General features: G+C 49.1%; 12 protein-coding genes and 2 pseudogenes. 7 read left to right on the top strand and 7 right to left on the bottom strand.

Annotation, left to right across the window (positions count from 1 at the left end; translation table 11 throughout):
- Positions 1 to 176 (top strand): annotated as a pseudogene (locus AK963_RS35490) (IS256 family transposase); the annotation flags it as partial.
- Positions 177 to 368: 192 nt separating this feature from the next.
- On the opposite strand, the gene AK963_RS16995 reads toward AK963_RS35490, so the two are convergent.
- The gene (locus AK963_RS16995) at positions 369 to 1,583 is read right to left on the bottom strand and encodes an argininosuccinate synthase (RefSeq protein WP_066016637.1); all 1,215 of its coding nucleotides are present in this window, start codon (positions 1,581 to 1,583) and stop codon (positions 369 to 371) included.
- Between the two features lie 578 nt (positions 1,584 to 2,161).
- On the opposite strand from AK963_RS16995, the gene pyrC reads away from it, so the two are divergent.
- Positions 2,162 to 3,199: a dihydroorotase gene (gene pyrC, locus AK963_RS16990; protein WP_066016636.1), complete on the top strand. Its 1,038-nt coding sequence runs from the start codon at positions 2,162 to 2,164 to the stop codon at positions 3,197 to 3,199.
- Positions 3,200 to 3,338: 139 nt separating this feature from the next.
- Positions 3,339 to 3,938, top strand: a complete 600-nt coding sequence (rnt, locus tag AK963_RS16985) for a ribonuclease T (protein WP_238593761.1) — start codon at positions 3,339 to 3,341, stop codon at positions 3,936 to 3,938.
- 187 nt (positions 3,939 to 4,125) lie between these two features.
- Here rnt and AK963_RS36660 read toward each other — a convergent pair whose 3' ends face one another.
- Positions 4,126 to 4,677 (bottom strand): methylated-DNA--[protein]-cysteine S-methyltransferase, encoded by a 552-nt coding sequence (locus AK963_RS36660; RefSeq protein WP_066016634.1) that lies wholly within the window; start codon positions 4,675 to 4,677, stop codon positions 4,126 to 4,128.
- A 234-nt stretch (positions 4,678 to 4,911) separates the two neighbouring features.
- Here AK963_RS36660 and AK963_RS16975 point away from each other — a divergent pair, with 234 nt between their 5' ends.
- The gene (locus AK963_RS16975) at positions 4,912 to 5,592 is read left to right on the top strand and encodes a hypothetical protein (RefSeq protein ID WP_139117470.1); all 681 of its coding nucleotides are present in this window, start codon (positions 4,912 to 4,914) and stop codon (positions 5,590 to 5,592) included.
- Between the two features lie 8 nt (positions 5,593 to 5,600).
- Here the strand turns inward: AK963_RS16975 and AK963_RS16970 are convergent, their stop codons facing one another.
- Together AK963_RS16970 and clpB are read right to left on the bottom strand one after the other, a co-directional pair.
- Entirely contained in the window at positions 5,601 to 6,404 is an 804-nt protein-coding gene (locus AK963_RS16970; RefSeq protein ID WP_066016632.1) for a Cof-type HAD-IIB family hydrolase, read from the bottom strand.
- Between the two features lie 212 nt (positions 6,405 to 6,616).
- Positions 6,617 to 9,199: an ATP-dependent chaperone ClpB gene (clpB, locus tag AK963_RS16965; RefSeq protein ID WP_066016631.1), complete on the bottom strand. Its 2,583-nt coding sequence runs from the start codon at positions 9,197 to 9,199 to the stop codon at positions 6,617 to 6,619.
- Between the two features lie 425 nt (positions 9,200 to 9,624).
- Here clpB and AK963_RS16960 point away from each other — a divergent pair, with 425 nt between their 5' ends.
- Positions 9,625 to 11,433: a class I SAM-dependent methyltransferase gene (locus AK963_RS16960; protein ID WP_139117469.1), complete on the top strand. Its 1,809-nt coding sequence runs from the start codon at positions 9,625 to 9,627 to the stop codon at positions 11,431 to 11,433.
- 80 nt (positions 11,434 to 11,513) lie between these two features.
- On the opposite strand, the gene pgeF is transcribed toward AK963_RS16960, so the two are convergent.
- Both pgeF and rluD read right to left on the bottom strand, forming a co-directional pair.
- Complete coding sequence (gene pgeF / locus AK963_RS16955; protein ID WP_066016629.1) at positions 11,514 to 12,257, bottom strand: peptidoglycan editing factor PgeF; 744 nt, start codon at positions 12,255 to 12,257, stop codon at positions 11,514 to 11,516.
- Positions 12,258 to 12,276: 19 nt separating this feature from the next.
- Positions 12,277 to 13,236 (bottom strand): 23S rRNA pseudouridine(1911/1915/1917) synthase RluD, encoded by a 960-nt coding sequence (rluD, locus tag AK963_RS16950; RefSeq protein WP_066016628.1) that lies wholly within the window; start codon positions 13,234 to 13,236, stop codon positions 12,277 to 12,279.
- 395 nt (positions 13,237 to 13,631) lie between these two features.
- Between rluD and AK963_RS16945 the strand changes: the two genes are divergently transcribed.
- Positions 13,632 to 14,519, top strand: a complete 888-nt coding sequence (locus tag AK963_RS16945) for an outer membrane protein assembly factor BamD (protein ID WP_238593760.1) — start codon at positions 13,632 to 13,634, stop codon at positions 14,517 to 14,519.
- 287 nt (positions 14,520 to 14,806) lie between these two features.
- Positions 14,807 to 15,007 carry a DNA gyrase inhibitor YacG gene (gene yacG / locus AK963_RS16940; protein WP_066016638.1) on the top strand — a complete coding sequence of 67 codons (201 nt, stop codon included), beginning with the start codon at positions 14,807 to 14,809 and terminating at the stop codon, positions 15,005 to 15,007.
- Positions 15,008 to 16,036: 1,029 nt separating this feature from the next.
- Here yacG and AK963_RS35480 read toward each other — a convergent pair.
- A pseudogene (locus AK963_RS35480) lies at positions 16,037 to 16,226 on the bottom strand (IS630 family transposase); the annotation flags it as partial.

Below are 16,226 nucleotides of genomic sequence, written 5' to 3'. Positions count from 1 at the left end.
GCGTCATTCGTAAGGCGATCAAGAACCGGAAGATTTTTCGGACTGATGAGTCAGTCATGAAGGTAATCTATCTGGCCATGGAAAAAGCTTCCGAGAAATGGACCATGCCGATCAGGAACTGGAAAGCAGCCATGAACCGGTTTGAAATTATGTTTCCTGACCGGTTCAAGGAGTAATAGTTTTGGTGGCGTTTACACAGAATTATTTACAGGCTCACTCTTAATCATCAAACAAGGAGCTAAGAGTAGTCAAAAGACTAAGCTGTATTCTAAAAAGTATACGGTACCTGCACTAACAGCTTTAACAAATCCAGATCACGCTTAATAACATGATGAACGGCCTACACCCTAAAATGCAGGCCTTCGCTATCAGTCTAATTTTCGTCCCTTATTCGCCGCAATTCTTAACCGCAGTGCATTCAGTTTAATAAACCCTTCAGCATCCCCTTGGTTATAGGCACCGGCATCGTCCTCAAAGGTCGCAATGTTTTCATCAAACAACGAGTCGTCAGAGCGTCTACCAACTACAGAAACATTGCCCTTATACAGTTTCAGGCGCACTTCACCGTTCACAGGCTCCTGGCTTTCATCAATCATCTTCTGGAGCATTTCCCGCTCCGGTGACCACCAGTAACCGTTGTAGATCAGCTTGGCATAACGTGGCATCAGCTCATCTTTCAGGTGGGCCACTTCCCGATCCAGGGTAATGGACTCAATGGCACGGTGCGCCTTGAGCATAATGGTGCCTCCAGGCGTTTCATAACAGCCCCGGGACTTCATGCCGACGTAGCGGTTCTCAACAATATCTAGACGGCCAATACCGTTCTCACCACCAATCCGGTTCAGGAAGGCCAGCACCTGGGCTGGTGTCATCTCTTCCCCATCAATGGCAACAATATCACCCTTGCGATAGGTCAGGTTCAGGTAGGTTGGCACATCCGGCGCGGCTTCCGGAGAAACGGACCAGCGCCACATGTCTTCTTCCGGCTCCGCCCATGGGTCTTCCAGAATGCCGCCTTCATAGGAAATGTGCAGCAGGTTGGCGTCCATGGAGTAAGGTGATTTGCCTTTCTTACGCTCCACTTCAATACCGTGCTCATCACAGTAGGCCAGCAGCTTTTCCCGTGAGTTCAGGTCCCACTCACGCCAGGGCGCAATCACCTGAACGCCTGGTTTCAGTGCATAAGCACCCAGTTCGAAACGCACCTGGTCATTCCCTTTGCCGGTGGCACCGTGAGAGATGGCATCAGCACCGGTTTCATTGGCAATTTCAATCAGGCGCTTGGAAATAAGTGGTCTGGCAATGGAGGTACCCAGCAGGTATTCGCCTTCGTAAATGGTATTGGCACGGAACATGGGAAAGACGAAGTCACGGACGAACTCTTCGCGCAGATCGTCAATGTAGATCTCTTTAATACCAAGGGCTTCCGCCTTGGCCCGAGCTGGCTCGACCTCTTCACCCTGACCCAGATCCGCGGTAAAGGTGACGACTTCACACTCGTAAGTATCTTCCAGCCATTTTGCAATCACTGAGGTGTCCAGGCCGCCGGAATAGGCCAGAACGACTTTATTGATCTTTTTCATTGCTCAACTCCAACTACGTACCGCAACAGGAACCTGATAACAGGAAAGGATAAATATTCTTTTTTTGTGAATAATAATTCATAATTCGGGTTTCGCCAAGATGCCGTAACTCATTATTTGGCCAAACCTGAGGTCACTGTAGATAAAGCTTGGCGATCATATCATCAAAAAGGCGGAAATACGGGTTATACCTACCGTTTTTATGCATCTTTTCTCAGCTCCCCACTATCAAAATTTCCTTTTTTTCGCTAGGATGCCCATCCGGTTCAATCATATATAACCGGAACAGGTACCTTCCTAAGGCTCTGTTGTCATAAGGTTGCTGGCTCAGCTCAAACCAGAGCTCTCGTGACTAGGCGCAAGAACGCAGGAATGCGTCAGTCTTTTAAGTTCTTGCAACAACGTCAGGAGCGCTGTGGTTTGAACCCGAAGGCGGGACGCGTAGTCTGACTCGTATAGCCACCTTCCAGCTGCGTTGGACTGGTTTGATGTAGCACCACTACATCAGCGCCAGCCCGCCTTGTGGAAACCGGCTATACGAGCCACTGACCCTGCAAACTTATGACAACAGAGCCTTTATGAGCCAAATACTGACCATTACCCGCCCTGATGACTGGCACCTCCACCTTCGTGATGGCAATGTGCTGAGTGAAACGGTTGCAGCAACCGCCAGAACCTTTGGCCGGGCGATTATTATGCCCAACCTGGTACCACCGGTAACGGATGCCGATCTGGCCAGCCAGTACAAAGCTCGCATTGTCGAGAACACACCGGCTGACTCGGCATTTCAACCTTTGATGACGCTGTATCTCACCGATAAAACGTCCCGTGAAACCATTCTGAATGCCCATAACCGGGGCGACGTGGTCGCGCTCAAACTCTACCCTGCTGGCGCCACCACCAATTCGGATTCCGGTGTAACTGATCTCAACAATATTTATGAAGCCCTGGAGGCTATGGCGGAATGTGGCCTCCCTCTGCTGGTGCATGGTGAGGTTACCGACGCAGAGATTGATATCTTTGACCGGGAAAAGGCATTTATTGACCGCCACCTGGTTAAACTGGTAGAACGCTTCCCAACCCTGAAGATCATCATGGAGCACATCACCACGGCTGATGCAGCCCAGTTCGTCAGTGAAGGGGGAGAAAACCTGGGCGCGACCATCACTGCCCATCATTTGTTGTATAATCGCAACCATATGCTGGTTGGTGGCATCAAACCCCACTATTACTGCCTGCCAATTCTCAAGAGAAACCTGCATCAGCAGGCACTGCTTGAGGCCGCAGTAAGCGGCAATCGTCGCTTCTTCCTGGGAACCGACTCTGCTCCGCATGCCATTGGCGCCAAAGAGTCCTCCTGTGGTTGTGCCGGCTGCTACACAGCACCCGCAGCGATTGAACTTTATGCAGAGGCCTTTGACATGATGGGCGCCCTGGATAAACTGGAAGCCTTTGCCAGCTTCAATGGTCCCGATTTCTATGGCCTGCCCAGGAACCAGGACACCATTACCCTGGTGAAAGAAGACTGGACCATGCCAGAATCCATTGCATTCGGTGACAACCGGGTGAAACCTCTGAGAGCCGGTGAAACCATATCCTGGCGCCTCAAACCATAGCCATGTGCTGAGCTCAAAACAGCCATGAGCGGAGGAAAAATACCGCTGTTACTGCCCCCATGAACATGGTTGCAACCCGCGGTATTTTTTACAGTAAAGAGTTAAGGAGAAGCCTTTGAGGGCCGATGACAGCCACTCCATGGCCAACAGATTCCGCGGCTTTCTGCCCGTGGTAATTGATGTGGAAACCGGCGGCTTTAATGCCGCCACGGATGCACTGCTGGAAATTGCAGCCACCGTTATCGAAATGGATGAGCACGGTTTTATCCATCCGGGGCATTCTGAGTCATACCATATCAAGCCATTCGAAGGCGCCAATATTGAACAGGCTGCTATCGATTTTATTGGTATTGACCCCTTCCACCCGCTGCGAATTGCCATGGCGGAAGAGGATGCCATCAACAAGATTTTCCGATCCGTCCGTAAAGCGGTAAAAAGCCAGGGATGCAACCGGGCTGTGCTGGTTGGGCATAATGCGGCGTTCGATCTGGGGTTTGTCATGGCTGCGGCTGAGCGCTGCGATGTAAAACGGAATCCATTCCATCCATTCTCCTGCTTTGACACCGCTACGCTGGCCGGCTTGGCCTACGGCCAAACGGTGCTGGCCAAAGCCTGTATCGAAGCAGATATTGATTTTGATAAGTCAGAGGCTCACTCCGCCCGGTACGATACGGAAAAAACCGCTGATCTATTCTGTACCATTGTGAACCGCTGGAAAGACCTGGGTGGCTGGCTCTAGCCTGGTAAAGCTCCTCCCATGCCATGAAGCCTGAGTAAAGGTCGCACAAGTATTTAAACCACGAAGGGCACAGAGAACTCAAAGTTTATGAAAAGAATACTTTGTATTCTCTGTGCCCTTCGTGGTTATAAAAAGTGCTTTTTAATTGTCGTTTACGACAATTTCACCTTCCGTGGCAGCGAGAGCTTTATACCGCTTCCCTTCGATTAACCTGCTCAAGATCCAGCAGGAACTGCTTCATCTCAACTCCATAGGCATAGCCGGTCAGCTTACCGTTTTTCCCGATCACCCGGTGACAGGGCACAATGATTGCAACCGGGTTAGCCCCATTGGCAGCACCCACTGCCCTGACCGCTTTAGGTCGGCTGATACTGCTGGCGATGTCCTGATAAGAGCAGCTTTTCCCATAGCCAATCTGCTGCAGCTCTTGCCATACCTGCCGCTGAAAGTCAGTACCACGAAGATCCAGCGCAACCGTGAATTGCATCAGCTCTCCACGAAAGTAAGCTTCCAGTTCCTTTGCCCCCTGCTCAAGATGGCTATCGATAGCCGCTTTGACGGAACCGGTTATTTCATTGCCGTTTTTGAGTTGACCAGCCTCTTCGTTCCTATCTTTTGCCAGCAGCACTGAATAAATACCATCGACAGATGCAGACAGCTCCAATATACCGACAGGCGAGTTGATCAACGCTCTCCCTAATGGAGTAGATTTAACCAAACAATAAGTATCAGCGCCCATAAATCACCTCGCACTTAATAGCTGAACTCAGCTTCGGTAGGAAATCGAAGGTTGTCATCGTACACAGCCAGGCTCTATTGCTGCAAAGTGAATTTATACGTTTACCAGCCGATTAGAAATACGCAAGCGAGGAAAAACACTATGGTAGCAGGCAGAAAAATCCCACCTGAAATGAATCCCCCCCCTCTAAACACTACTAACCCTCCACTGCATAACAGTAACCAGCAGAATAAAGTGAAAAGAGTTAAGGGAAAAAGAGTCAGCCATTTTGTTTCTTTCAAAGGCTTTGTTGCGGGTATTAAGCGTATCTTTTCCTTTGTAATACTTTTAAAGAATATTCGAAGCCGAAGAATCAATCACCTGCAACAGGTAATTGCGCTGCCATCAACAACCAGATCCAGAGCTGTGGATCAGTCCATAGGCAATATGGTCTTAGCCGTTATTCGTGGTGATTTTAACGAAATAGAGCAACAAAAAAACTTATTCAGGAAACAGATAAACCAAGATGCCATTGAACAAGGAAAGGGATCAAGGGTAGGATCCGACGAAACGAGACTGCTTTTTATCGCATGGGCTGAGTCAATTAAAACAACGCCATCAGGTAAACAGGTCAGGAAACTGCTGAAATCTCACCATGCCCGACTTCATAGAAATGCCATGGCATTTATATCATTATACGGTGGCGTTCACGACTTCACGCCTTACCAGGCGGATATTGTCAGCAGTTATAACTTATTAATGCGCTGCCTGATTGATGTATTAATGCCCAGTAACAAAGACACACGGTATATAACGGATTCCCTGGAAAAAGAGGAATGTAACCCTTCCCCTCACACGCAGGCGCTTCTCAAGGAAATATTGGCTGCCCACCCCGTCCAACCTCCTGCACGAAAAAGTGCAGCAGGAGGCGGCTGACCCAGGCTTTACAGTGCGTACAATCGCACCAGGTACTCAGCAACGGAGTGGTCATCACAGTGACCAATACGCTCAAACCCAGGCAGACTGTTCACCAGCGATGGGTCAGCATTTCCCATCACCACACCTTTACCGACACTGGACAGCATCTCAAAGTCATTCATACCATCACCAAAAGCGATAGCATCCTGCAGGCCATAGCCTTTCAGCTTGAGAACCTCTTCCAGTGCCGTCCCCTTACACACTCCCGGCGCCATGATTTCAAAGCACTCAGGCAGTGAGTAGGTCATATAAAGCTGGTCACCATAAAGTTCACGGGCCTGGTCAGACAATGGCAATAAGTCAGCGTGCGACTCGGCGGCAAAAAAGACCTTCTGGATGGCACTGGTCTCAATAGAATCAAAATCAGCCATATGATAGGTAAAGCCACTCTCTTTGCTGAAAGCATTGAGGTCTTCGTGCTCAACCTCCACCAGCCACTGTTCACCTTTATAAACGTTGGTATGAACCTTATCTTCAAAAGGCTTTCTCAGCGACAGAAGTGGATGAACCAGCTCAGGAGTAATATCATGCTGGATGATCAGCTCACCTTTCGGGTTGTGAACTCTGGCACCATTACTGGTGATCAGATACATATCCACACCAAGCTGCGCTCTTATTCTTTCAACATCCTGAAAGTGGCGACCAGTGGCAAATATAAATTTAATACCTTTCTCACTCAGGTGCTGAATGACTTCGCGGGTTCTGGGAGAAAGTTCATGCTGTTTATTGAGCAGAGTCCCATCAAGATCGGATACAACCACTGGATACATAATTACCTCTTGCAAATCCTATTGCAGATTTTACAAAACAGAGGAAGAGTATCCTGAAGTCACAGGAAGTAGCAGGCAGTCAATCTCTTCCCTTGAAAAAGATACTGCTAACGTAAAGGCTGGGGGAAATTCGTTCAATCAGTAGTTTTCTCAGTAGACTGAGAATTTACAAAGCCTTTATCCACTCCATTTGATAAAGGCTTTGCCTATTGTCAGGAGAACGCCAGCTCTCCATCCTGAACAATTACCTTAATAGTGTCGCCAGGCTTATACTTGCCGGACAGAATGGCTTCAGCCAACGGGTTTTCGATACTCCGCTGAATAGCCCGCTTCAATGGTCGCGCACCATAAACCGGATCAAAGCCCACTTCGGCCAGCTGATTCATTGCCTCATCAGAAAGCTCCAGCCGGAGGTTATTGTCCGCCAGTCTGCGATCCAGGTTAGCCAGCTGTATTTTGGCGATGGATTTAATTTGACTGGCACCCAGTGGATGGAACACCACCACCTCATCAATCCGGTTAACAAACTCGGGCCGGAAGTGCGTTCCTACCACTTCGATCAGGGTATTCTTCAATTCCTCAAAATCCGTTTCACCCGTCTCTTTATCCTGGAAAGTCTGAATAAGGTCAGATCCCAGGTTTGAAGTCATGACAATAACGGTATTTTTAAAGTCTACGGTTCTCCCCTGACCATCTGTCAGACGACCATCTTCCAATACCTGAAGAAGGATATTAAAGACATCCGGATGTGCTTTCTCAACTTCATCCATTAACACCAGGGAGTATGGCTTACGACGCACAGCTTCGGTCAGATAGCCACCTTCCTCATAACCCACATACCCTGGAGGCGCTCCGAGCAGACGGGACACCGAATGTTTCTCCATAAACTCCGACATGTCGATACGGACGATGGCATCTTCCGTATCAAACAGAAACTCGGCCAGCGCTTTACACAGCTCAGTCTTACCGACACCGGTTGGGCCAAGGAACATGAATGAGCCGTTGGGACGGTTTGGATCGGCCAGCCCGGCCCGGGAGCGCCGTACAGCATTAGACACCGCCACCACAGCCTCATCCTGACCAACCACCCGCTTATGGAGCGAATCTTCCATACGCAGCAGTTTTTCTTTCTCTCCTTCCAGCATCTTGGCCACAGGAATGCCCGTCCATTTGGACACAACTTCGGCAATCTCTTCTTCCGTTACCCGGTTTCGCAGCAGCTGATGCTCTCCAGTTTCCAGGGCATCCGCCTGTGCCAGCTGTTTATCGAGTTCCGGCAGGGTGCCATACTGAATTTCGGACATTTTGGTCAAATCACCTGCCCGTCTGGCTGCCTCCAGTTCAATCAGCAGTTTTTCTTTTTCTTCGCGAAGCTTCTGCCCGCCCTGCAGCTGGGCTTTTTCCGCTTTCCAGACATCTTCCATGTCGGAATACTCTCTCTCCAGCTCACCAACCTGATCATTCAGTTTGGCCAGACGCTCCTTGGACGCTTCATCGTCTTCTTTCTTAAGGGCTTCCTGTTCTATTTTGAGCTGAATGAGGCGGCGTTCCAGTCGATCCATGGCTTCTGGCTTGGAGTCCATTTCCATGCGAATACGACTGGCTGCCTCATCAATCAGGTCAATCGCCTTATCCGGCAGTTGTCGATCAGTGATATAGCGCTGAGACAGTTTGACCGCGGCAATAATTGCTGGATCAGTGATATCAACACCATGATGTGCCTCATAACGTTCTTTCAGGCCACGGAGAATAGCGATGGCATCTTCTTCAGTTGGCTCATCCACAAGCACCTTCTGGAAGCGCCTTTCAAGAGCTGCGTCTTTCTCAATGTATTGACGATACTCGTCCAGGGTTGTAGCCCCAACACAGTGCAGTTCCCCCCTGGCCAGTGCAGGTTTCAGCATATTACCGGCATCCATGGCGCCATCAGCCTTACCGGCTCCCACCATGGTGTGAATTTCATCAATAAAGAGAATAATCTGACCTTCCTGCTTGGCCAGGTCATTCAATACCGACTTCAATCGCTCCTCAAACTCGCCTCTGAACTTGGCACCAGCGATCAACGACCCCATATCCAGCGACAGCAGCCGCTTCCCTTTCAAACCTTCCGGCACTTCACCGTTGACAATCCGCTGAGCAAGGCCTTCAACAATCGCCGTTTTACCAACACCCGGCTCACCAATAATAACCGGATTATTTTTCGTTCTCCGCTGCAGAACCTGGACCGTGCGCCGGATTTCATCATCCCGGCCAATGACTGGATCAAGCTTGCCCTCTTCTGCCCGTTCTGTCAGATCAATGGTGTATTTACTCAGGGAGTTGCGATTATCTTCTGCGTTCGGGTCATTAATGGCGTCACCACCACGAATGTTTTTAATGGCATTTTCCAGTGCTTTCTTGCTGACCCCCTGACTGCCGAGTAATTTTCCAAGCGAGCCACTGTCTTCCATCATGACCAGCAGCATGGTTTCACTGGAGATAAACTGATCCCCTGACTGCTGTGCTTTTTTGTCAGCAAGGTTCAACATTCGATAGAGTGCCTGGGAGGTCTGGATATCACCGGTCGGCGATGACACCTGAGGCAGCTGATCCAGCATGCCGGTCAGCTCACCTCGAAGGGTGTTTACATCAAAACCAACCTGCATCAGCAGAGGCTTGACTGAGCCCCCTTTCTGGTCGATCAGTGCCAGCAGCAAATGTACCGGTTCAATCTGGCTGTTATCTTTGCCGATTGCCAGAGACTGAGCATCAGCCAGAGCTGACTGGAACTTGCTGGTCAGTCGATCCATTCTCATAAGAAGTCTCTCCGAATAACGGTGCTATGTCTTTTATATTGTGGCAGGCAACCATATTTCAAGATGAAAAAATATTGCCCCATAATCACCATTCACCTCTTTTTCCTGACGTATTACCGCCTTGTACAGATCTGGGCCGTACAAGAGATACCACCACTGAGCCCGATATCAACATAACAACCCGGTAAATAGATCCCGTCTTACGGCTCATACCTGTATCAATAAAATTGAACTTTACTCGCCCGTTCTTATCAAAAAAACTCAATAAGTTATTAAAAACTCAGTTCTGGCTTATGATTAGCAATACGACAGCTGCAAAAACCCCACTCCCTCCTGAAGACAGCATTAGGTTAGATAGGCCAGCAAGCCCTCCCTCAACAAAGGCAAATATCCGCCGAAGCACCCCCGAACCAGAAGTCTCTGTGGTGACGCAGCCTCTGCATTCTCGAAATACCCCTGATACATCGGTGCAAGGCAGAAACACAGAAGTATCCAATACCTCCGGCCACCAGCTGAGAATGAATGGCAATGTGAGTAAAGCCACTGCCGCAACGCCTGAACAGAGTACACAAGAAAGCCCCCTGGCGTGGTTTAGGAGTCAGCAGGGCAAATCAATTGAAAAACCAGAGCAAGCTCAACAATTACTCGAGCCACAAAAGCAAATTGCTCAGGAAGCATTAGCCCTTCTGGATCACATTGATGCGCCCGAAGCCAGCACTTTATCGACTTGGGTACATCAGTTTCACTACTACCATCACAAAATATCTAACACGCCCCTGGAAACAAAAACTGAAGTATTCGTTAAAGAACAATCAGATTTCTATTGCCGAGTGCATGAGAGCTCAGAGCTTACTGAAGAGCAAAAGTTAGGGTTTGAGTTTTTACTGGGATTGGTACGTTTCCAGATCGCAGCAGAGATAGACCTAAAATTTGCCATTTTTCTTCGTGACAAGTGTGAGCTGACAGAATTCCAGCATTTAGGGCTCGAAGAAATGGAGGAGCAAGTTCATTCAGAAACACGCTTTTTCAAACGACTGGCTCGTGCTTCAGAGGCCTCTGAAAAAGCTATTGATGTCATCACCAAAGTTTTCGGCACTGAAAAACCACAACAGTCATACTGGCAGGCTGCAAAAGACTTTTATGCAGAAAATACTGAACTTGAGCGACTTGCGAAAGCCCTGATATCAATCCACTACGAACCAGAAAATACGGGTTTTCTGGGAATAGCGCAACACCTTCACTGGAATGGATTTGGTGGCGATGGAAAATACCTGACACATGAAAAATTAAAAGCCATGAAAAATCAGGCATTCAATTATCATGGAAACCAAACAGCCAATGCGTCGTGTCCACACTTTACCCAGCGTCTGGAAATCTTTGGTCGGGGGCTAAAAGAACTCATGACATTCGCTTCCAAGGCAACCACTAACGCTTTAACAGCTTGTCAGGACTCGGCGGTTACAACGGATAGTGAAAACAGGACTGCTCATCATCAAGACCGTACCTTCTATATTTATGACCTGTGCACCGGGCCAAAATTCGCTGCTGTTGCCACTACGGCAGCCGCCCTTCAGCAACAAGGTCATAAAGTGGCGTTGACCTTATCGGATGTTGATGGCAGTAATTTAAAAGCCCTTGTTGATAGAAAGAATAAAGCAGCTGACGGGCTTATTGAAGATGTTCGCTACGAGGACCTGAACCTGCCTCTGGAACCACCAGAGAGTGATCTGGATAAGTATGACCTGGTGTCAGCCTCTTTAGGCTTGCATCAGTTACCCGATCACAGGCAAAAATCGTGTATCCAGCATTTTACCAGAGTGGCTAAACCCGGTGGCTTCATCTCCATTCCCCATGTTAATGAACTTGCACACACACAATTAATGCTGATCCCTGCCAATATTGTGGATCGTGAAAGCTTCGTTCCCGATGAGATACTGTTGAACTTTGCTGAACTGGCGGTTCGTCATGGCACTGGTGGCAGTTTTAAAGTCCCTTACCCACTGAGAGGCGTGACCACTCACAGCCCTGAAAACAGCGATAAAGAAAACCTCTATGGCTATACCATGTACGTGGTTGTGGAGTTAACGGGAGAGCAACTGTCAGGGCTGCAAGAGCATTGGGATCAGGCTGAGTATTCACAAGCCAATCAATTGATCAGTAGTTGTACAAATATTGATATTGATGAGCTTGAGCAGCAAATTTATAAAGGGGCTGCAGAAACCAGCCCCCAATAGAATAGCTAGGCGACATACAGCAGCAAGCAACTGCTTCGCCTCCTATTGAATCATTTAAACCTGGTGATCTGAACAGGGGTTCAGGCTTCCAGCCAGATCAACGATGCCATCCTGCCCGACTCTTTTCCATCCCGGCGGTAAGAATAGAAGAGATCAGACTGGTCATAAGAGCAGAACTCACCACCGTATACATGGCTAACGCCAAGTCTGTTCAGCCGCCTGCGTGCCAGTGAATACAGATCTGCAAACCAGCGATCCCCCTTGCCGGGAATAAATGCTTCAGAGCAATTCATATCTTCCGCCAGGAACTGTTCTCTGACTTCTGGCCCAATCTCAAAATGATGCTGACTAATCGCTGGCCCAAACCAGGCTATGATCGTATCTGCTGGTACGTTCATCGATCTGACCGTCGCTTCCAGAACCCCGGCTACCAAGCCTTTCCAACCCGCATGAGCCGCAGCAACCACAGTTCCCTCCTGATTACAGAACAGAACCGGCAAACAGTCCGCCGTTAACACAGCACAGGCCAGTCCTGGCTTGCGGGAAACCGACGCATCTGCCTCAGCTTCCTGACCATCAACATCCGTATCCGCAACGTCTATACCATGCACCTGTTTTAACCACAGCGGGGATGAGGTCAGATCAAGATCCTGCTGAAGCAGCTGTCGATTTGCCCGAACGCTTTCCTGATCATCACCCGAGTAAAGCCCAAGGTTGAAGCTGGAAAAACCAGCTTCACTCACCCCACCATTTCGGGATGTCACCAATGCCTTAACACCATCGGGCGCAGGCCAGTCAGCCCAGAGATAGCGTTCACTGCTCACTCAAGTTCTCCTTATGGTCTCAATCAGAGGCAGGCTCATTTTCAGCTAGGCTGTCCAGCAACATCTGGAAATCATCAGTCAAAGGCACTTCCCACTCCATGTATTCACCCGTTACCGGGTGGATAAGGCCCAACTGGCGGGCATGAAGGGCCTGGCGCCGAAATGCCCTCAGAACTTTTTCCAGCTCAGCCGGACATGACTTGGGCAGCTTAAGGCCACCGCCGTAAAGATCATCCCCCACCAGAGGGAAGTGCTGATGGCTCATATGCACACGAATCTGATGCGTTCTGCCCGTTTGCAGGTTAAGTCGGATATGCGTATGCGCTTTATAACGCTTCACTACCCGATAGTGGGTAACAGAAGGCTTTCCACCCCGAACGACGGCCATCTTCAAACGGTTCTGGGGGTGTCGACCTATTGGTGCATCAACCACGCCCCCACCTGTCATTACGCCGCGCACAACGGCCTCATATTCACGATGAACCGTACGATCCTGCAACTGTGCAACAAGGTCTGTATGCGCTGCCAGAGAACGGGCAACGACCATAAGACCCGTCGTGTCCTTATCCAGCCGGTGTACAATCCCAGCCCTTGGCAAGGTTGCATTGTCCGGGTAGTGATGCAGCAGAGCATTCAGCAGCGTCCCGGTATAGTTTCCCGCCGCAGGATGAACAACCAGACCGGCAGGCTTATTGATCACAATGATATCGTTATCTTCATAAACAACATCAAGTGGGATATTTTCCGGCTCCCATTGTCCTTCCGGCTGAACCTCAACCAACAGCGACAGCTTTTCTCCGCCATAGAGTTTTTCTTTGGGTTTACGGGTCTCGCCATCAACCACCAGAAAACCGTCACGAATCCAGTCCTGCAGACGGGCTCTGGAAAACTCCGGAAAACAGGCCGCAGCTACCTGATCAAATCGACGACCACCCTGATCATCAGGCACCGTGACACTTTGTTTAATAACTTCGCCCATTCAGCAACACTCAATTCAGAAATCTACTTACAGTACCGACAACTCAAACAGTACATGGCTGTAACAAAGACACCGGAAAATCTTGTCTTTTCGTTTTCCGGCATACTATGTTTAAATGCAGGTTTGAATAAGTCTTTTTATCGGTTCGAAGAGTTTATCACAAGAAGTCTCTGAGGCCTGAGTGGTTGTGGAGAGCAACAGAAAATGATGCGCCTTTATCACAGCATTTTTAACGCTGTGGTAAGTTACACCATTCCTGGCTAGCTTCAGCTACTTTATTCTTCGGCAGCCTCTGATATGCGCAGAGCACGGAGAGAGTACGGAAACCAATCAATACCATGACAATCTTGACTGAAAAGTTGACTGCAAAATTTCCCCGGTTGCTGCCCTCGTTTGTGACGAGATCCATTTTGATGGTGTTTGCAGCCATCATTCTGGCTGGTTGTGCATCAACCGACGATAAAGAGCAACTCCCGGAATCCCTCTCTGAGGCCGAGCTTTATCAGCTGTCCAGCAAGGCCATTGATGACGGCCGATACTCTGAAGCCATTAAATCGCTGAGAACCCTTGAGTCCCGCTACCCTTTTGGAGCATTTGCCGAACAGGCACAGCTGGATATCATTTACGCCTACTTCAAAAATGCCGAGCCTGAAGCATCCAAAGCGGCAGCTGACCGTTTTATCCGGCTGCACCCACAGCACCCTGATGCAGACTACGCCTATTACATGAAAGGGCTGGCGTCCAACACGGCGTCCATGGGTCTGCTGGAACGATACCTCCCGATGGATCTGACCCGTCGTGATCCTGGTCAGGCCCGGGTATCGTTTAATGAGTTTTCTGAATTACTGAGCCGCTACCCTGATAGCAAATACGGGCCTGATGCCCGCCAGCGAATGATTGCCCTTCGTAACCGGCTGGCAGAATATGAAATTCATGCCGCTAACTATTATCTGAAACGCAAGGCCTATGTCGCTGCGGTCAACCGTGGGCGCTATGTTGTCGAAAATATGCAGCAAACACCCGCCGTTCCCGAAGCACTGGCCATTATGGTAGAAGGTTATCAACACCTGGAGCTGCCAGAGCCCGCCGGTGAAGCCCTGGAGGTATTGAGACTGAACTACCCGAACCACCCGGCACTGGACAAGAACGGCAATTTTGTTGGTTACAAGGTGTTTGAAGACGTGGATCCATCGATCTGGAGCACGCTTACCTTCGGTTTATTAGGCAGCTCCAAGCCCAAGATTCAGGATGCGCCTCCCCCACAGCCACCTGAAATAAACTGACTGCCCTGGGCATTTCCCAACTGGTGATGCCCATCAGCTTAGGATCGATTCTTTAAACTGGCCACATAGAATCATATATACCCAAAGGGTTTGACGTTGTTACGCGGTGACAAGAGAGCAAACCACCCGGAGCTTACATGTAATAGGTGACCGGATCGGGCTGACGCTCGCGTGAGCAATCGCAGCCCACAAAATAGCAACTGCAAAGGCTGCGGGTATAATCAGCTGTCTCAAAAATGCCCCGAGGCGATGGGTATAACTTTTTTCAAAGCGATCTGGTTTCAAGTATGTCCAAAACCGTTAAATGCCCACAGTGCGGAAAAGCCGTGAAGTGGGTTCCCGAAAGTAAGTACCGCCCTTTTTGCTCAGAGCGCTGCAAACTGATTGACTTTGGTGCCTGGGCAAAAGAAGAACATACCATTCCTGGTGACCCGGCCTTTGATGACCTTATGTCCCAGGAGCTTGATGACCTGCCCACCCGACATTAAGCAGTCATGCCATGTCCGCGCCAGTAATGGCTAATAACCTGAAACCCAGCTTGCAGAGAAGCGCCGCTCAAAGGCCAGTCAAGATGACTCTGTAAATACCTGATCATATGAAATCGAATAACTCTGGCTTAGTGGTTAGTTATACCAATTAAACTTTCTAAACCCGTTATGAGCATGATGGGCGGGAGTGTAAGACAATCCCCTGAAGGGCATAAAGGCAAAGTGACAAGTCATAGCCGTAGCTATGGCGAGGAGGTTCAACACAGGAATACGCTTCAGGCCGTTAGCGCAATAGGGAGTTAGAAAGTGAAATTGGTATTACTATGCAAGGCTCAGTGGAGTGAGCATAGCCGTAGCTATGAGATCGTAGCGGTAACACTCTGCACATCTGCATGGATGCAGGAGTTAGAGTAACGCATGGAGCAGTTGCCGGGAGTGGCTGACCACTGAATCAGAAAATAGGATTTCATATGGTTGGGTACTTATACCCAATGGATTTCAGGTTGCTATGCGGCGATAAATGAGCGAAGCCATGGGAGCATAGAAACACTATGTGACCATGCCGGGCTGGCTTTCCTGTGATCGAGTGCAGCCAACAAAGTAGCAACTGAAAGGCAACGGGTATATAGGTTACAGGAAATACTATGAACCATAGTGGGGGATAAATCGATATAACGGCAGGAACAGTTTCAGGGTGTAACTCAAACACCACATCAATGCCCTCACCCCCACAGATCGCGAGTACTCAAAAAGAATTACGTATGGATGCAAAAAAAAACCGGGGTTACCCCCGGTTCGTGGTGTTGCTTTTTTCAGGCCTTACCGCCTTACTCAAGCAAACAACAGTTTTAAATTAAACTTTAGTTCCTGGTACAACACCATTCTTACCTACAACTGTCCAATCTTGAGCATCTGGAGATGTAGCCGGAGAAACTGCTGGAACCCCTCTAGCTGCTGGCTGTCCTAGGCCTTGTAACTGGAGGAAATGGGGTGTCTTGGCAGCAAGTTTATACCAATTGAATTTTCTAACTACTGTATAACTGCCCAATCACGGGAGCACAGACTGAACAGTCGACCAGCTTCGCTGCAAAGGTTATTCCAAGCTTCACAGCAACAATCTACAATATTTTCATAACCTGAAAATGCTTTGTTTGATAAGTCATGCTCCCGCATCCACTCCCATAGCCTTTCTGAGCTGTTTAACTCCGGTGCGAATGGT

It is taken from the genome of Endozoicomonas atrinae (assembly GCF_001647025.1).
GTDB lineage: Bacteria > Pseudomonadota > Gammaproteobacteria > Pseudomonadales > Endozoicomonadaceae > Endozoicomonas > Endozoicomonas atrinae.
Note: the sequence above shows the minus strand (reverse complement) of the source record. Positions and strands in the feature narration are given on the sequence as shown.